The sequence below is a fragment of the Leclercia sp. LTM14 genome, from assembly GCF_023736175.1.
GTDB classification, from domain to species: domain Bacteria; phylum Pseudomonadota; class Gammaproteobacteria; order Enterobacterales; family Enterobacteriaceae; genus Enterobacter; species Enterobacter barmai.
On sequence record NZ_JAIKTT010000001.1, the window covers coordinates 389,782 to 405,368 of the forward strand.

Consider the following 15,587-nt stretch of genomic DNA (forward strand, 5'->3'; position numbering starts at 1 on the left):
AAACGCCAGAGGTAGCGTGATTATCCCCGTCTTTTCGACCCTTTGACGGCGACGGGACACGGGATAATCACCACATTAGCAGTTCCGAAACAGGAAGCACGCAACAGATGACTGACTCCGCCATCACCAAAAAAAGTAAGCGTTCCATCTGGATCCCGCTGCTGGTGTTAATTACGCTCGCCGCCTGCGCCACCGCAGGTTACAGCTACTGGCGTATGAATAAAGCCCCTTCAGCCGAAGCCAAAGTAGAGCCACCACCACCGGCTGCACCGGTCTTTTTCGCGCTGGATACGTTCACCGTTAACCTGGGCGACGCCGATCACGTGTTTTACGTGGGCGTTACGCTGCGCCTGAAAGACGAAGCCACCCGCGCGCGTCTGAGTGAGTACCTGCCGGAAGTGCGCAGCCGTCTGCTGCTGCTGTTTTCCCGTCAGGATCCTGCCCAGCTCTCTACCGATGAAGGTAAACAGAAGCTGGTAGAAGCCATCAAGCAAACGCTGGCCGCGCCTCTGATCAGCGGTCAACCTAAGCAGGAAGTCACCGACGTTCTGTATACAGCTTTCATTCTGCGGTAACGACATGGGCGACAGTATTCTTTCTCAGGCGGAAATCGATGCGCTGCTCAACGGCGACAGCGATAAGGCCGACGAACCAAAAGCGGGCCAGGCGGGCGAAAGCGACATTCGCCCCTACGATCCTAATACCCAGCGTCGCGTGGTGCGCGAGCGTCTGCAGGCGCTGGAGATCATTAACGAACGTTTCGCGCGTCAGTTCCGTATGGGGCTGTTTAACCTGCTGCGCCGTAGCCCGGATATCACCGTCGGCGCGATCCGCATTCAGCCGTATCATGAGTTCGCGCGTAACCTGCCGGTGCCAACGAACCTCAACCTGATCCACCTGAAGCCGCTGCGCGGCACGGGCCTGTTCGTCTTCTCGCCAAGCCTGGTGTTTATCGCCGTGGATAACCTGTTTGGCGGCGACGGACGTTTCCCGACCAAAGTGGAAGGGCGCGAGTTCACCCACACCGAACAGCGCGTCATCAACCGCATGCTGAAGCTGGCCCTTGAGGGCTACAGCGACGCATGGAAGGCGATCCACCCGCTGGACGTGGAGTATGTGCGTTCCGAGATGCAGGTGAAGTTCACCAACATCACCACCTCGCCAAACGACATCGTGGTCAACACCCCGTTCCACGTGGAGATCGGCAACCTGACCGGTGAGTTCAACATCTGCCTGCCGTTCAGCATGATTGAGCCGCTGCGCGAAGTGCTGGTGAACCCGCCGCTGGAAAACTCCCGCCATGAAGATCAGAACTGGCGTGAGAACCTGGTTCGCCAGGTTCAGCACTCCCAGCTGGAGCTGGTGGCGAACTTTGCCGACGTGCCGCTGCGTTTGTCGCAAATTTTAAAATTAAAACCCGGCGATGTTCTGCCGATAGAAAAACCCGACCGCATCATTGCGCATGTGGATGGCGTGCCCGTGCTGACCAGCCAGTATGGCACCGTTAACAATCAGTACGCGTTACGCGTTGAGCACCTGATCAACCCGATTTTGAATTCTCTGAATGAGGAACAGCCCAAATGAGTGATATGAACAATCCGTCCGATGACAACACCGGAGCACTGGACGATCTGTGGGCTGAGGCGTTAAACGAACAACAGGCACCGGCCAGCAAAAGCGTTGCCGATGCGGTATTCCAGCAGTTGGGCGGCGGTGACGTCAGCGGTACGCTGCAGGATATCGATCTGATCATGGATATCCCGGTCAAGCTGACCGTGGAGCTGGGCCGTACCCGGATGACCATCAAAGAGCTGCTGCGCCTGACGCAGGGTTCAGTGGTGGCGCTGGACGGTCTGGCCGGTGAGCCGCTGGATATTCTGATCAACGGCTACCTGATTGCCCAGGGTGAAGTAGTGGTTGTCGCCGACAAGTACGGCGTGCGCATCACCGACATCATCACCCCGTCTGAACGTATGCGTCGTCTGAGCCGTTAAGTATGAAAACCCAGGCAATCGTCTCACAACCCTCTGCCGTTCCAGGCTCGCCGCTGCTTCAGGTTAGCGGCGCGCTGCTGGGGATCATTGCCTTTATTCTGATTGTCGCGTGGCTTGCAAAACGCGTGGGTCTGGCGGGCAAAACCGCCGGAGCCCGCGGGTTGAAGCTCGCTGCCAGCACCTCGCTGGGCCCGCGTGAGCGGGTGGTGATCGTGGAAGTGGAAGACGCCCGGCTGGTGCTGGGTGTCACCGCCTCACAAATTACTATTCTGCATACATTGCCGCCTGCGCCGGTCTCTGAGGAGAGTCGCGCAGAGGTTCAACCGGATTTTCAGTCCGTGATGAAGAGTTTGCTTAAGCGTTCCGGGAGATCGTGATGCGCCGTTTGTTGTCCCTTACGCTGGCAGGCCTTGGCCTGTTTGCTCCCGCCGTGTATGCCCAGCTGCCAGGCCTTATCTCCACGCCGATGGCCAACGGTGGCCAGAGCTGGTCTCTGCCGGTGCAGACGCTGGTGTTTATCACCTCCCTGACCTTTATCCCGGCAATCCTGCTGATGATGACCAGCTTCACCCGTATCATCATCGTCTTCGGCCTGCTGCGAAACGCGCTGGGTACGCCCTCCGCGCCGCCTAACCAGGTGCTGCTCGGTCTGTCGCTGTTTTTGACCTTTTTTATTATGTCCCCGGTGATCGACAAGATTTATGTCGACGCCTATCAGCCGTTTAGCGAAGAGAAGATCTCGATGCAGGAGGCGCTGGAAAAAGGGGCGCAGCCGCTGCGTGAATTTATGCTGCGTCAGACCCGTGAAGCCGACCTGGCGCTGTTTGCCCGTCTGGCTAACGCCGGGCCGATTCAGGGGCCGGAAGCGGTGCCGATGCGCATTCTGCTGCCCGCCTACGTCACCAGCGAGCTGAAAACCGCATTCCAGATTGGCTTTACGATCTTCATTCCGTTTTTGATTATCGACCTGGTGATTGCCAGCGTCCTGATGGCGCTCGGGATGATGATGGTGCCACCGGCCACCATCGCCCTGCCCTTCAAGCTGATGCTGTTTGTTCTGGTGGACGGCTGGCAGCTGCTGGTGGGTTCGCTGGCGCAAAGTTTCTACAGTTGAGGAGCGCGCAATGACGCCAGAATCGGTCATGATGATGGGCACGGAAGCGATGAAGGTCGCCATTTCCGTTGCCGCTCCCCTGCTGCTGGTGGCGCTGGTCACCGGTCTGGTCATCAGTATCCTGCAGGCCGCCACGCAGATTAACGAGATGACGCTGTCGTTTATCCCGAAAATCATCGCCGTGTTTGTGGCGATCATTATCGCCGGGCCCTGGATGCTGAACCTGCTGCTGGATTACATGCGCAATCTGTTCACCAACCTGCCCTACATCATCGGCTAGTCATGCTGCAAGTTACCAGCGTTCAATGGCTTGAGTGGCTCGGCCTCTACTTCTGGCCGCTGCTGCGCATTCTGGCGCTGATCTCTACCGCGCCGATCCTGAGCGAGCGGGCCATTCCCAAGCGGGTGAAGGTCGGTCTGGCAATCCTGATCACTATTATTGTCGCCCCGACGCTGCCGCCGGTAAACGTGCCCATTTTTTCCGCTCCGGCGCTGTGGGTGGGGTTGCAGCAGATCCTGATTGGCGTCGCCATCGGCTTTACGATGCAGTTCGCGTTTGCCGCCGTGCGTACGGCCGGGGAGCTGATTGGCCTGCAGATGGGTCTGTCGTTCGCCACCTTCTTTGACCCGGGCAGCCGGCTGAACATGCCCATCCTCGCCCGTATCATCGACCTGCTGGCGATGCTGCTGTTTATGGCCTTTGACGGCCATCTGTGGCTGATTTCAATGCTGGTGGATACCTTCCACACGCTGCCCATTGGCGGCAATCCGGTTAACAGCAACGCTTTCATGGCGCTGGTCAGCGCGGCCGGGCTGATTTTCCTCAACGGACTGATGCTGGCGCTGCCGCTCATTACCCTGCTGCTGGCAGTCAACCTGTCGCTGGGCTTACTGAACCGTATGGCGCCGCAGCTCTCGGTGTTTGTCATTGGTTTCCCGATTACCCTGACCATCGGTATTCTGCTTATCTCCCTCCTCATGCCGCTTATTGCACCTTTCTGCGAACATTTATTCAGTGAAGTATTTAATTTGCTGGCCGATATCGTGCGCGAACTTCCGACGAAATAATAACCCCTGTGTTTTATATTGTTTCTTTGAGGATATTCCTAAAATAAAGAACGCGAAACATCTGCCAGGATATATCTGATGCGGGTTGAATGTTTTAATGCTACTCACATAATTCAACATTTACTTTACTTTAAGATGTTTCCTGGCAAATTATACGTAACTTTACGGGATAGTGAGTTCGCCTGAAAGTCCTTGTAATGCTCACAGGTAATTTATTTTTTCCATCCCGTTTGGCTGTTATAGAGCTCTCAGGCAGGTGGTTAATTATCGTTATGCATTGAGTGAGGGTATGCCATGTCAACGATCATTATGGATTTATGCAGTTACACCCGGCTAGGGTTAACCGGGTATCTGGCCAGCAGAGGGGTAAAGAAAAAGGACATCAACGATGTACATACCGTTGACGAACTTGCCGCCGCATGCGAGGCCTTTACGCCAGGTGTGGTGTTTATTAATGAGGACTGTTTCATTCACGACCCCGCCAACAGTCAGCAAATAAAGCACATCATTAATCAACATCCCGGCACACTGTTTATTGTTTTTATGGCGATAGCCAATATCCATTTCGATGAATATTTGCGGGTTCGTCAGAATCTTCTGATTAGTTCAAAATCTATTAAACCAGAATCACTGGATGAACTGGTGGGGGATTATTTAAGCAAAGAGATAAAGAGTGTAGCGGAATTTAATTTTCCGACTTTATCATTAAGCCGAACTGAATCCAGCATGCTGCGAATGTGGATGGCTGGACAGGGAACGATTCAGATTTCCGACCAGATGAATATCAAGGCGAAAACCGTATCGTCACATAAGGGAAATATTAAAAGGAAGATAAAAACGCATAATAAGCAAGTGATCTATCATGTCGTTCGTCTGACAGATAATGTGACCAACGGAATTTACGTTAACCTGCGATAACCCCTTCTCCTTTCTTACACGCAATCCGATCTCTGGCTATGCCAGAGATTTTTCATTCCGGTCGGGCCAGCCCGCGCCACCCGACATCCACGCTACTCCTGGCTCTCAACGAAGATACCGTCAGGGTGGCCCAGCTCGTTAAAGAACCAGATCCCGAGCGGGTAATCTTCCAGCGAGACCAGATACATCGTGCCTTCATTAAACTGTTCAACCGCCAGTACAACACCCGGGCGACGCGGCCCGCCATCGGTTTTAACTGTGACCCGATCGTTGACGTTCATAAAATCCTCCTCTGGTTTTGAGCCAGTGTAGAACAAAACGTGAAAACTGGCAGCGTGTTGCCGCGCGATTGCCGCTTTTATCGGCGGTCTATACTTACAGATGAGTTCGGTTAAATGAGGAGTGAGGAATGAAGACCGCAAAAGAGTACAGCGAGACTGCAAAACGGGAAGTGAATGTTGACGTTGACGCCCTGCTCGCCGCAATCAATGAAATTAGCGAGAGCGAGGTCAAGCGGATCGAGGATGACCCTACCCGGGTCAGAGTGAACGACAGGGATTACCATACCTGGCGCGAGCTGGCGGAGGCCTTCGAGCTGGATATTCATGATTTTAGCGTAACGGAAGTGAACCGCTGAGGCGAAAAAAATCCCGGTCATGGGGTGACCGGGATCAAACTTGCTTATGCAAGAAGCACTTGTAAATTCGTTACACCAGGAAATCTGATGTCGGGTAAACATTATCTGCAAAATTTTTGCAAGACAAGGAAATATTCTTCACATTTATAGTTACCGCGCGAAATTAAAATATTAGTTATGGTTCCACAACACGCGTGGGGCGCGGGGTGCGCGGGATCGGTTCCAGACGTAAACCGTTTTAGCGAATTTGCTTTTAAGAAAAATCCTATAAAAGGCCTTTATCAGTTACGGGAGATGCTATGCCTTCACTTGACGATCCGCTGCTCATTTATAGCGATCTGGACGGCACATTGCTGGACATTCACACCTATGACTGGCAGCCCGCGCTTGGCTGGCTGGAGAAGTTACGGGACAACCAGATCCCGGTGATCCTCTGCAGCAGTAAAACCGCGGCGGAGATGCTGGAGATCCAGAGCGACCTGGGCCTGGATGGCCTGCCCTTTATTGCCGAAAACGGCGCGGTGATCCAGCTGGACGTGCGCTGGAACGACCATCCCGACGCCCCACGGTTAATCACCGGCGCTGCCCATACCGACATCGTTAACGTCATTAACCAGCTGCGCGACCGGGAGGGTTATAAATTCACCACCTTTGATGATGTGGATGAGCGGGTGATTGGCGAGTGGACCGGGCTTAACCGCGAGCGCGCGGCGCTGGCGAAGCTGCATGAAGCCTCGGTGACCCTTATCTGGCGCGACAGCGACGAGAGAATGGCCGCCTTTGACGATGCGCTGGCCGGGCTGGGGCTGAAGTTTGTGCAGGGCGCGCGGTTCTGGCACGTTCTGGATGAGCGCGGCGGCAAAGACCAGGCGATTAACTGGCTTAACGAGCAGTACCTGCAGCGCGAAGGCGCGCTCCCCACTACCCTCGGCCTGGGGGACGGCCCCAACGACGCCCCGCTGCTGGATAGCGTCGATTACGCCGTGGTGGTCAAAGGCATTAACCGCCAGGGCGTGGCGCTAAAAAACGACGACCCGGCGCGGGTCTACCATACCCACCAGCCCGGTCCTGCCGGATGGCGTGAAGGGCTGGATCACTTCTTCTCGTCCTGACCCACTACCTGGTTGCGTCCTCGCTGCTTCGCCTCGTAGAGACGGGCGTCGGCGATGGACTGCAGCTGTTCAAAATCGTAATTCCCGCTTTCCTGCGCGCTGCTGACGCCAATCGACACGCTGACGCGGGTCGTCTGGCTCTTTTTCACCAGGATCTCCCGGCGATTGATGCGCTCGCGAATGCGCTGGGCAATCACCATCGCCTGTACCGGGCCGGTGTCCGGCAGCACCACGCAGAACTCCTCTCCCCCAACCCGACCGGCGACATCGTGCTCCCGTATCGTACGGGTGATCAACCCGGCCGCATGGGTCAGCACTTTATCCCCCGCCTGGTGACCAAACCGGTCGTTGACGCTTTTGAAGTGATCAAGATCCATCTGCAACACCGAGTAAGGCTGCTTTTGCTGTTCACAACGCTTCGCCAGCGCTTTCGCGCGCTCAAACAGCGCACCACGGTTATTGATGCGCGTCAGGGGGTCGTGCCAGGCCTGCCACTGGAGCGAGTGCTGCAGGCGGTACATATTGCTGACCATCCGGCGGATCACAATCCAGGAAACGACCAGCATGCCGGTGAACAGCAGCCACAGCAGCGCCAGGGCGATAGTAATACTGCCAAAATCGCCGTTGGCCCCTTCCCTAAGGGTATGGATGCGCAACACCACGCCATCGAAGTGATCCAGATGCTGCCAGTTGACGTAGCGGCTCCCCAGACGGAGATCCCCTTCGGTATCTTTTTCCAGCGCAGCGGCGATTTGCGCCCGCTCACGCTCGTCAAAATGGTTCACATCGTCGGCATTGCTCTCTGAGGTGACGAGCAGGTTAAAACCGTTGTCGTAGAGCTGGAACTCCCCTTCACCGTTGCCGTCTACCGCGTCCTGCAGCAATTTTTTGAGCCCGGTAAGGGTAAAGTCTATTCCCAGCGCGCCGTACCAGTAGTGCTGATAATCGACCGGTACGCTGACGGTGACGGTGCCATCCTCCGCCCCCTGGGTAAACCAGCGCACGCTGCGGGTCCGGTTCTCACGTTCCGACTGGCCGGTGTACCACGGGCGTGTTACCAGCTGGTAATAGCGGGAGATAATGTCATTGCCCCAGTCTGCAGGTTCCGTCGAGACGTAAAACCCGGCGCGGGAGACATAGACCACGCGCTTTGCGTGTGCCGCAGGCGCGTCGATTCGCAGCAAATAGCCCATTTCGAAGGCGGCGCTCAGCTCTCTTTCTAGCCGCTCTTCGTCGCGTATCAGGCTGGTGGTTTGCCGCACAAAGGCATCAGAAACGCCATTTAGCGGTAAGGTGCGCCGCACGTCAAACGTCAGCTGCCAGAAGGGTTTTCCCTGCAGATCTTTAAAATGGGAGACAGTATTGTGTAGCACCGTGGAGGCCAGCGGGGTTTCAAGGGCGTCGCGCATGCCGTTGCGAAAAAACAGCAGTTTTTCAACGCTGAATTCAAGCTGGCGATCCAGTGAATTGACCACTGTCTCCAGATGATTTTTCTGGCTGGCGGCGTAGGCATCCTCCAGCACCACAGCCTCACGCCAGGTCAGCAGCGTGGAGAAGATGAGGACGGCAATAAAGCATATATTAACAACCCGGCCCGGATGAAAACGGTGTCGCGCCGAAAAAGCGTCTTTTCCTGAAACGTTATCGTGCTCCACACACTCTCCATGAAAGCCAACTCTGCCATCCGCATGACATTAACGCCTGGCGGGTTTGCAATGCTACTGCTGTTGGCGATTATAGCGAACAAAAACGCCCGGCAGTGCCGGGCGTAGCGTGACTTAAGCCATATCCTGTCGCCGGGTGCCGTCACCATGCTGAAGCTCATCTTCACGAAACGCTTCCTGCTTGATGCCGTAACCGTCGTACCAGCGACACTCCACCATTCCGCTGGCATAGCCGGTAACGACCATACGTGGACCGCCGTTTTTAGGCTTAACTTCATCGCTGACCAGAAAGACCATAACCGCCTCCTTTATCAGTGTGAAACTGTATCAATTTAGTCGAGGAATAGAAGTTATGCCTGGTATAGACGCAGCCTATTAATGTGAGCGACCTCGCATTTTTTCGACAACTTTCACTACCGCTACGACGATAAGACCAATGATAAAGCCCAGCACCAGATTCAGTAACGTCGGTAAAATTGCTGCGATAACAGCGCCTTGCGCCTCAGCGAAGTGCTCAATGGCATGATGCAGCGGCGCAATACCATGTACCACAATCCCGCCGCCGACCAGGAACATCGCCAGGGTGCCGATCACCGATAATGACTTCATCAGCCAGGGGGCAATCACCAGCAGCGCCTTGCCGATCCCCTGTGCCAGCGCGCTGGTTTTCTCGCTCAGCCAGTAGCCGATATCGTCCAGTTTGACGATTAGCCCCACCAGTCCGTAAACCCCGATAGTCACCAGAATGGCGATGCCGGAGAGCACCAGCACCTGATTCAGCAGCGGCGCGTCCGCCACGATCCCGAGGGTAATAGCGACAATTTCCGCCGACAGAATAAAGTCGGTACGGATAGCCCCCTTCACTTTATCGCGCTCGAAAGCGACAGGATCTTTGGCGGCCAGCGCTTCCAGACGCTGTTGCCGCGCGGCCGGGCTCTCCTTCTCCTTGTCTTTACGCGATGCGATAGTGTGGAGGATCTTCTCTGCCCCTTCAAAACAGAGAAACGCCCCGCCAATCATCAACAGGGGCGTAATGGCCCAGGGGATAAAGGCGCTGATCAGCAGCGCCAGCGGCACCAGGATCACCTTATTGATAAAGGATCCCTTCGCCACGGCCCAGACCACCGGCAGCTCGCGGTTGGCGCGCACGCCCGTGACCTGTTGAGCGTTGAGGGATAAGTCATCCCCCAGCACGCCCGCGGTCTTTTTCGCCGCCAGTTTTCCCATCAGTGAAATATCGTCCAGCAGCGTGGCGATATCATCGAGCAGTGTTAATAAGCTACTTCCCGCCAAAATAACGTTCCTTTTTTTGTTAATTACCACAACAGTATGGAGTAAAACCGCGAACCCCGAAACCATCCCGATTAAGTCAACAAATTATTCACATCTGCGACACAATTAAAGTACTCGCCAGCGTGATAGTTTTCACGTTAACTATATGCGACCTTTTTATTACGCCGTGAGGGAGTATGCGTTTCAGGCAAGTATTACCATTAGCGGGCGCGCTGTTCGCGCTCTATATCATCTGGGGTTCTACCTACTTCGTGATCCGCATCGGGGTGGAGAGCTGGCCGCCACTTATGATGGCGGGGGTGCGCTTTCTCTCTGCGGGCGCGCTGCTGCTGGCGTTTCTGTTCCTGCGTGGCCATAAGCTGCCGCCCCTGCGTCCGTTGCTCAATGCTGCCCTGATTGGCGTCCTGCTGCTGGCGGTGGGCAACGGCTTTGTCACCGTCGCCGAACATCAGAACGTGCCGTCCGGGATCGCCGCGGTCGTCGTGGCGACCGTGCCGCTGTTCACTCTCTGCTTTAGTCGTCTGTTTGGCATCAAAACGCGCAAGCTGGAGTGGCTGGGGATCGCCATCGGGATGGCGGGCATTATTCTGCTCAACAGCGGCGGCAACCTGAGCGGTAATCCGTGGGGCGCGGTGCTGATCCTGATTGGCTCGATGAGCTGGGCGTTTGGTTCAGTCTACGGCTCGCGTATTGCGTTGCCGACCGGGATGATGGCCGGGGCCATTGAGATGGTTGCCGCCGGGATCGTGCTGCTGACGGCGTCCGTGCTGTCGGGAGAAAAAATGACCCCCCTGCCCGACCTGTCGGGATGGCTGGCGGTGGGCTATCTGGCGATTTTCGGCTCGGTGATCGCGATTAACGCCTACATGTTCCTGATCCGCAACGTCTCACCGGCGGTCGCCACCAGCTATGCCTATGTGAACCCGGTGGTGGCGGTCCTGCTGGGCACGGGCCTTGGCGGGGAATCGCTTTCGAGCATAGAGTGGCTGGCGCTGGGGATAATCATAATGGCCGTGGTGCTGGTGACGCTCGGCAAGTATCTGTTACCGGCCAAACCGGTGGTTACGCCGTATCAGGCGGAGAAACCCTGAGCGGGCGAATGCCCTGAGTGTCGATCTGCGCGGTTTTGCCGCCGCTGCAGATCCACTCCTCCAGCCGCTCCATAAGCGCCCTGTCATCCAGCTTCATTCGGCCGCGCAGCGCACACTCCCACACCACCAGTACCCGCCAGCCCTGCTCCTGCAACAACGTGATATCCCGCGCGTCGCGCGCCACGTTTTTGCCAATTTTATCCAGCCAGAAATCGGTGCGGGTCGCGGGCACTTTAAACAGGTAGCAGTTGTGGCGATGCCAGAAGCAGCCGTGGGTGAAGATCACGCATTGGCCGCTATCGATAACAAAATCAGGTCGTCCGGGAAGCGCGGCGTCCTGCACGCGAAACTCAAATCCGACCTCCATGAGCAAACCCGCGAGCCGTTTCTCGATAGCGGTGTCCCGCGTACCGATGGCACGCATGTTTTTACTGCGCGTGGCCTTATTGTGAACGTCCGCCATACGCGGCCCCGGTCTTGCGTTGTTCTACCGCCTGCAGAATGCGCGACTCCAGCAAGCGTGCCACGGCGGCAAACGCTGGAACCACCACCGAGTTACCAAACTGGCGATAGGCCTGGGTATCCGATACCGGAATGCGGAAGCTGTAGCCCTGCGGAGTTTCAAAGCCCATCAGGCGCGCGCATTCGCGTGGCGTCAGGCGGCGCGGACGGTGGCGCTGATTTTCGGCATCATCAAAATCGCGCTCGCCCAGGGCTTTATCCCAGCCACGGTCGATGAGGATCTCGGCGCCATCTTTGTAATAGCGTGCCGACAGGGTGCGGGCCACGCTGTGCGGATTGGTGGGATCGACCATCCCAAAGCCAAAGCCGTTGCCCTTGGCCTGATGCTTTTTGGCATAGCGATAAAGATACTTCCACAGCACCGGGGTGAGAATGAATTTGGCGTCCACTACCGGCTCGAGTAGATCGGCAATCGTCGTGCGGCGGGTCGGCCACAGTCCAGGGAGATCGCGCAGCGTAAAGTTGCCCCGCAGGTTGAGATCCCGTCGAAAGCCCACCAGCACGATGCGCTCCCGGTGCTGGGGCAGGAAATGTTTGCCATCGACAATCTTCGGATCGTCCGGCCCGCTATCCGCCGCATCCGCCACGTCATACCCCAGCTCATCCAGGGTCTGCATGATGATGCGGAACGTTTTGCCTCCGTCATGGCTCTTCAGGTTTTTGACATTTTCCAGCACGAAGATCGCCGGGCGGCGGGCGTCAATAATGCGGGCCACGTCGAAGAACAGCGTCCCCTGAGTGTCGCAGGCAAACCCGTGCGCACGGCCCAGCGCGTTTTTCTTTGACACGCCCGCCAGGGAAAACGGCTGACAGGGAAAGCCCGCCAGCAACACGTCATGCTCGGGGATGTTGTCCCGAATGTGCTGCGCCGCTTCTTCGTCAGTGACGCCGCTCTGGTGGCTGAGCGTCACTTCGCGAATATCTTCGTTGAACTGATGCGCGTCAGGATCGCAATACCAGTTGGCCTTGTAGGTACGCACCGCGTGTTTGTTCCATTCGCTGGTAAACACGCACTGCCCGCCAATCGCCTCGAAGCCATGGCGGATACCACCGATCCCGGCAAACAGATCGACAAAGCGGAAAGCATAGTGAGGGTGACAGGCAGGAGGACGCGGGAGCAGGTTTTGCAGCATGCCAAATTCGCCGTCGCTGAGACGATGCCCTGCCCGCTCACTGGTCACCAGCCGCTTGAGGATCGCCGGGCTCCAGTGGCTCTCACCCTGAGCATTTAGAAGATGGGCCAGGGTTCTGGCATCGTAAATTTCCAGCAGTTGGCACAATAACGCCTGAACGGACGCCGTTGATTTTACTGCCAGCAAAGGCGCGGATTCCGTCACTGATACATTTTCCTGCATACATTTAACCGGACCAAAAAGGATGTAAACAGAGTAACACAGAAAGGCCTTACAGACCCTCCCGGAAGCGCTGTAATACCCCGCTGTCGGTACCTTCGTAATCCCCGCGCAGCTCGGCGCTGAGACGGGCCATAAACTGGATCAGAAAATCGGCGCTCTGGCGCGCCAGTTCGCGTCCGGCCGCGGTCTGCATCGTCCGGGGCAGGCGCAGCAGTTTGGTCTGGAAATGGTCCAGCGCAAACGCGCGGTCGTTCAACTCGCGCCCATCGGCAAAGGGATCGTCCGGATCGAAGAGGGGCACGCCCAGCGCGCCGGAGACGGCAAACACGCGCGCCAGACCAATGGCGCCAAGGGCTTCCAGCCTGTCGGCATCCTGCACGATTTTCGCTTCCAGGGTGCGAGGCGGGATCCCGGCGCTGAAGCTGTGCGCCTCAATCGCATGCTGAACGGCAGCGTAAAGCCGGGTGGGGAAATCCGCAAAGTATTCGCCCAGAATAGCGATCGTCTTTTCAGCGGCCAGTTGCGACGAGCGGCCCCGCTGCGGATGGTTTTTCGGCAGGCTGACAATATCGTGAAAATAACAGGCCGTCAGAATGACCAGAGCGTCAACCTGCTGGTCTTTCATCAGCCGCTGTGAGGTATTCCAGACCCGGCGAAAATGAGAAATATCATGCGCGGTATCATCGCTGGCATGATGCGCCATCAGCCAGTTTTCAAAACGTTGCTGCCACTGCACGAGTTCCATAGCGCTTTCCATATAGTGAAAAGCCGTACAATAGCAATTATTTACTGGTCTGGCACATCACGCGGACGGGTGTACCAGGCAATACTGGCAAGGATTGCCCCCACTGCGCTTAACGCCATAAAACGTAACATCACCCCCAACAATTTACTGGATATTACACAGGGATCGTCTCCCGCCAGCGAGTCCAGAAAAGTGGTGACTTTGCCTATCACCCACATATAGTGCATTACTGTCCAGATGAAATAGCCGCAAAATGCATAAAAGACCCACAAGGCCAGTATTCCGCCAGGGCTACGTTCGCGTTTGTTTTGCATATTCCCTTCTCCTTTTGTGCGATGCCGGGGCAACATTCACATCACCAATCCATATTAATAAATCAATTACATTTTATTATAAAATACATTCCCCCGTTACAGAATCCTCCTTAAAAAAATTAATTAAGTTGATCCAGCGCAATTTTATATTGATGATAATTATTAATTAATTAAAGTCATTCATAAAACAAATGGTTTCCACAGAAAGGCAAATAGCTAATTTCCTGCCGCCCCTGAGCCCAAGGAAATATATTCAACAAAGCGGATAAGTGTGTCATGATGCATGAGTTATGTGTTTTTTTCGCTTCACCATAACCACCCTCAAATTACCCTTTATTTTTCCCGATATTCTTATCGGGATTTTTTCCTTTTTGCAGACTATTTCATCTCGCAAATACACATCTCGGCTTCTATTCAAAATTCAAATAGATATTAATTCACAGCAGTCATGATTTCTAATAAATAATTCAACAGATATATAAATACTCATCAATTAACATTTAGAAATAATCTAAATAACTTAGTTACATTTATTTTTAAACAGTAAAAACCCGCTCTGAAATAGTATTGACCCGGTAACCCGGAGGGGGTTGCGTATATTCATAAAGAAAATACATGAAAGGGAATATATAATGAAAAGAAAAGTACTGGCAGTTCTGGTCCCCGTTTTATTGAGCGCAGGCGTGGCTAACGCGGCGGAAATTTACAATAAAAACGGCAATAAATTCGATCTGTACGGAAAGATGGTCGGTGAGCGTATCTGGGACAAGACCGATGATAGCAACAGTGAAAACGCCGATACCTCCTATGCCCGTTTTGGCATTAAAGGCGAAACACAAATCAGCGATCGGCTGACCGGTTTCGGTCAGTTTGAGTACAACATGCCCGCCAACGCCCCGGAAGGCGATCAGGAGCAGAGCACCCGTCTGGCATTTGCAGGCCTGAAATTCGGCGAGTACGGCTCCTTTGATTATGGCCGTAACTATGGCGTAGCCTACGACGCCGGTGCTTACACCGATATGCTCGTAGAATGGGGCGGTGATTCCTGGGTTCACACCGATAACTTTATGACCGGCCGTACCACCGGCGTGGCGACCTATCGTAATTCGGACTTCTTCGGCGCGGTTGAAGGTCTGGATTTTGCGCTGCAGTACCAGGGCAAAAACCATGATAACCAGGTGGAGAAAGCCAACGGCGACGGTTACAGCTCATCAGTTAGCTACAACTTCGATGGCTTCGGCTTCGTGGGCGTATACGGCAAATCTGACCGTACTGACAAGCAGGCTGCTGACGGCTATGGCGAGAATGCTGAAGTCTGGTCCCTGGCAGCGAAGTACGATGCAAACAACCTTTATGCAGCGGTAATGTACGGTGAAACCCGTAACATGACCTGGGCCGGTGGCGATGTTGGATTTGCTAACAAAACCCAGAACGTCGAAGCCGTGGTGCAGTACCAGTTTGATTTCGGCCTGCGTCCTTCCCTGGGCTACGTCTATTCCTCAGGCAAAGATCTGGGTGAGAAGAACGGCCGTGGCGGTTTCAACGCCGATCTCGTGAACTATGTTGAACTGGGTACCTGGTACTACTTCAACAAGAACATGAACGTCTACACCGCATACAAATTTAACCTGCTGGACGAAGACGACGCGGCCCGTACCGGCGGTCACTCTGACGACCAGTTCGCGCTGGGTATCGTTTACCAGTTCTGATTGGCCGACAACAATCTGTTAAGCCCGCTGCGAAGCGGGCTTTTTGCTTTC

General features: G+C 55.1%; 19 protein-coding genes and 1 pseudogene. 12 read left to right on the forward strand and 8 right to left on the reverse strand.

Annotated elements, in window-relative coordinates:
* Window positions 1–107: 107 nt before the first annotated feature.
* The 8 genes and pseudogenes from fliL (at window position 108) to rcsA (ending at window position 5,094) form a co-directional block, all read left to right on the forward strand.
* Entirely contained in the window at window positions 108–575 is a 468-nt protein-coding gene (fliL, locus tag K5I40_RS01890; protein ID WP_039032555.1) for a flagellar basal body-associated protein FliL, read from the forward strand.
* A gap of 4 nt (window positions 576–579) precedes the next feature.
* Window positions 580–1,584 carry a flagellar motor switch protein FliM gene (gene fliM, locus K5I40_RS01895; protein WP_039032554.1) on the forward strand — a complete coding sequence of 335 codons (1,005 nt, stop codon included), beginning with the start codon at window positions 580–582 and terminating at the stop codon, window positions 1,582–1,584.
* The gene (gene fliN / locus K5I40_RS01900) at window positions 1,581–1,994 is read left to right on the forward strand and encodes a flagellar motor switch protein FliN (RefSeq protein WP_039032553.1); all 414 of its coding nucleotides are present in this window, start codon (window positions 1,581–1,583) and stop codon (window positions 1,992–1,994) included. The genes fliM and fliN overlap by 4 nt, the downstream gene beginning before the upstream one ends.
* Window positions 1,995–1,996: 2 nt before the next feature.
* Entirely contained in the window at window positions 1,997–2,371 is a 375-nt protein-coding gene (fliO, locus tag K5I40_RS01905) for a flagellar biosynthetic protein FliO (protein WP_039032552.1), read from the forward strand.
* Window positions 2,371–3,108 carry a flagellar type III secretion system pore protein FliP gene (gene fliP, locus K5I40_RS01910; RefSeq protein ID WP_039032551.1) on the forward strand — a complete coding sequence of 246 codons (738 nt, stop codon included), beginning with the start codon at window positions 2,371–2,373 and terminating at the stop codon, window positions 3,106–3,108. The genes fliO and fliP overlap by 1 nt, the downstream gene beginning before the upstream one ends.
* 10 nt (window positions 3,109–3,118) lie before the next feature.
* Window positions 3,119–3,388, forward strand: coding sequence for a flagellar biosynthesis protein FliQ (fliQ, locus tag K5I40_RS01915; RefSeq protein WP_039032550.1), 270 nt, complete (start codon window positions 3,119–3,121; stop codon window positions 3,386–3,388).
* A 2-nt stretch (window positions 3,389–3,390) separates the two neighbouring features.
* A pseudogene (gene fliR, locus K5I40_RS01920) lies at window positions 3,391–4,167 on the forward strand (flagellar biosynthetic protein FliR); the annotation flags it as partial.
* A gap of 303 nt (window positions 4,168–4,470) precedes the next feature.
* A complete protein-coding gene (gene rcsA / locus K5I40_RS01925; protein WP_039032548.1) occupies window positions 4,471–5,094 on the forward strand; it encodes a transcriptional regulator RcsA in 624 nt (207 codons plus the stop codon).
* A 92-nt stretch (window positions 5,095–5,186) separates the two neighbouring features.
* Here the strand turns inward: rcsA and dsrB are convergent, their stop codons facing one another.
* On the reverse strand, window positions 5,187–5,375 hold the full coding sequence (dsrB, locus tag K5I40_RS01930) for a protein DsrB (RefSeq protein WP_039032547.1): 189 nt from the start codon (window positions 5,373–5,375) through the stop codon (window positions 5,187–5,189).
* A 128-nt stretch (window positions 5,376–5,503) separates the two neighbouring features.
* On the opposite strand from dsrB, the gene yodD reads away from it, so the two are divergent.
* Together yodD and K5I40_RS01940 are read left to right on the forward strand one after the other, a co-directional pair.
* Entirely contained in the window at window positions 5,504–5,731 is a 228-nt protein-coding gene (gene yodD, locus K5I40_RS01935; protein WP_039032546.1) for a YodD family peroxide/acid resistance protein, read from the forward strand.
* A gap of 299 nt (window positions 5,732–6,030) precedes the next feature.
* Window positions 6,031–6,843: a mannosyl-3-phosphoglycerate phosphatase-related protein gene (locus K5I40_RS01940; RefSeq protein WP_138369993.1), complete on the forward strand. Its 813-nt coding sequence runs from the start codon at window positions 6,031–6,033 to the stop codon at window positions 6,841–6,843.
* On the opposite strand, the gene dgcQ is transcribed toward K5I40_RS01940, so the two are convergent.
* The 3 genes from dgcQ to K5I40_RS01955 form a co-directional block, all read right to left on the reverse strand.
* Window positions 6,825–8,498, reverse strand: a complete 1,674-nt coding sequence (dgcQ, locus tag K5I40_RS01945) for a cellulose biosynthesis regulator diguanylate cyclase DgcQ (protein WP_223073819.1) — start codon at window positions 8,496–8,498, stop codon at window positions 6,825–6,827. The two genes, K5I40_RS01940 and dgcQ, sit on opposite strands and share 19 nt — an antisense overlap.
* A gap of 123 nt (window positions 8,499–8,621) precedes the next feature.
* On the reverse strand, window positions 8,622–8,804 hold the full coding sequence (locus tag K5I40_RS01950; protein WP_039032543.1) for a YodC family protein: 183 nt from the start codon (window positions 8,802–8,804) through the stop codon (window positions 8,622–8,624).
* A gap of 78 nt (window positions 8,805–8,882) precedes the next feature.
* Window positions 8,883–9,866 carry a DUF808 domain-containing protein gene (locus K5I40_RS01955; RefSeq protein WP_375540625.1) on the reverse strand — a complete coding sequence of 328 codons (984 nt, stop codon included), beginning with the start codon at window positions 9,864–9,866 and terminating at the stop codon, window positions 8,883–8,885.
* 110 nt (window positions 9,867–9,976) lie between these two features.
* Here K5I40_RS01955 and yedA point away from each other — a divergent pair, with 110 nt between their 5' ends.
* Complete coding sequence (gene yedA, locus K5I40_RS01960; protein WP_223073818.1) at window positions 9,977–10,891, forward strand: drug/metabolite exporter YedA; 915 nt, start codon at window positions 9,977–9,979, stop codon at window positions 10,889–10,891.
* On the opposite strand, the gene K5I40_RS01965 is transcribed toward yedA, so the two are convergent.
* Genes K5I40_RS01965 through drpB form a run of 4 tightly spaced genes read right to left on the reverse strand, consistent with a single transcriptional unit; the run spans window position 10,863 to window position 13,827 of the window.
* Entirely contained in the window at window positions 10,863–11,354 is a 492-nt protein-coding gene (locus tag K5I40_RS01965; protein WP_223073817.1) for a very short patch repair endonuclease, read from the reverse strand. The two genes, yedA and K5I40_RS01965, sit on opposite strands and share 29 nt — an antisense overlap.
* Complete coding sequence (locus K5I40_RS01970; RefSeq protein ID WP_223073816.1) at window positions 11,335–12,768, reverse strand: DNA cytosine methyltransferase; 1,434 nt, start codon at window positions 12,766–12,768, stop codon at window positions 11,335–11,337. The genes K5I40_RS01965 and K5I40_RS01970 overlap by 20 nt, the downstream gene beginning before the upstream one ends.
* 49 nt (window positions 12,769–12,817) lie before the next feature.
* Window positions 12,818–13,513 carry a phosphohydrolase gene (locus K5I40_RS01975; RefSeq protein ID WP_223073815.1) on the reverse strand — a complete coding sequence of 232 codons (696 nt, stop codon included), beginning with the start codon at window positions 13,511–13,513 and terminating at the stop codon, window positions 12,818–12,820.
* A gap of 41 nt (window positions 13,514–13,554) precedes the next feature.
* Window positions 13,555–13,827, reverse strand: a complete 273-nt coding sequence (gene drpB, locus K5I40_RS01980; RefSeq protein ID WP_223073814.1) for a cell division protein DrpB — start codon at window positions 13,825–13,827, stop codon at window positions 13,555–13,557.
* A 632-nt stretch (window positions 13,828–14,459) separates the two neighbouring features.
* On the opposite strand from drpB, the gene K5I40_RS01985 reads away from it, so the two are divergent.
* Window positions 14,460–15,536 carry a porin gene (locus tag K5I40_RS01985; protein ID WP_223073813.1) on the forward strand — a complete coding sequence of 359 codons (1,077 nt, stop codon included), beginning with the start codon at window positions 14,460–14,462 and terminating at the stop codon, window positions 15,534–15,536.
* The last annotated feature ends 51 nt before the right edge of the window (window positions 15,537–15,587 follow it).

What these genes read in the sequence shown, in the direction of transcription:
- fliL (WP_039032555.1), top strand. Translation starts at nt 108, where the DNA reads ATGACTGACTCCGCCATCACCAAAAAAAGTAAGCGTTCCATCTGGATC.
- fliM (WP_039032554.1), top strand. Translation starts at nt 580, where the DNA reads ATGGGCGACAGTATTCTTTCTCAGGCGGAAATCGATGCGCTGCTCAAC.
- fliN (WP_039032553.1), top strand. Translation starts at nt 1,581, where the DNA reads ATGAGTGATATGAACAATCCGTCCGATGACAACACCGGAGCACTGGAC.
- fliO (WP_039032552.1), top strand. Translation starts at nt 1,997, where the DNA reads ATGAAAACCCAGGCAATCGTCTCACAACCCTCTGCCGTTCCAGGCTCG.
- fliP (WP_039032551.1), top strand. Translation starts at nt 2,371, where the DNA reads ATGCGCCGTTTGTTGTCCCTTACGCTGGCAGGCCTTGGCCTGTTTGCT.
- fliQ (WP_039032550.1), top strand. Translation starts at nt 3,119, where the DNA reads ATGACGCCAGAATCGGTCATGATGATGGGCACGGAAGCGATGAAGGTC.
- rcsA (WP_039032548.1), top strand. Translation starts at nt 4,471, where the DNA reads ATGTCAACGATCATTATGGATTTATGCAGTTACACCCGGCTAGGGTTA.
- dsrB (WP_039032547.1), bottom strand. Translation starts at nt 5,375, where the DNA reads ATGAACGTCAACGATCGGGTCACAGTTAAAACCGATGGCGGGCCGCGT.
- yodD (WP_039032546.1), top strand. Translation starts at nt 5,504, where the DNA reads ATGAAGACCGCAAAAGAGTACAGCGAGACTGCAAAACGGGAAGTGAAT.
- K5I40_RS01940 (WP_138369993.1), top strand. Translation starts at nt 6,031, where the DNA reads ATGCCTTCACTTGACGATCCGCTGCTCATTTATAGCGATCTGGACGGC.
- K5I40_RS01950 (WP_039032543.1), bottom strand. Translation starts at nt 8,804, where the DNA reads ATGGTCTTTCTGGTCAGCGATGAAGTTAAGCCTAAAAACGGCGGTCCA.
- K5I40_RS01955 (WP_375540625.1), bottom strand. Translation starts at nt 9,866, where the DNA reads ATGGTTTCGGGGTTCGCGGTTTTACTCCATACTGTTGTGGTAATTAAC.
- yedA (WP_223073818.1), top strand. Translation starts at nt 9,977, where the DNA reads ATGCGTTTCAGGCAAGTATTACCATTAGCGGGCGCGCTGTTCGCGCTC.
- K5I40_RS01965 (WP_223073817.1), bottom strand. Translation starts at nt 11,354, where the DNA reads ATGGCGGACGTTCACAATAAGGCCACGCGCAGTAAAAACATGCGTGCC.
- K5I40_RS01970 (WP_223073816.1), bottom strand. Translation starts at nt 12,768, where the DNA reads ATGCAGGAAAATGTATCAGTGACGGAATCCGCGCCTTTGCTGGCAGTA.
- K5I40_RS01975 (WP_223073815.1), bottom strand. Translation starts at nt 13,513, where the DNA reads ATGGAACTCGTGCAGTGGCAGCAACGTTTTGAAAACTGGCTGATGGCG.
- drpB (WP_223073814.1), bottom strand. Translation starts at nt 13,827, where the DNA reads ATGCAAAACAAACGCGAACGTAGCCCTGGCGGAATACTGGCCTTGTGG.
- K5I40_RS01985 (WP_223073813.1), top strand. Translation starts at nt 14,460, where the DNA reads ATGAAAAGAAAAGTACTGGCAGTTCTGGTCCCCGTTTTATTGAGCGCA.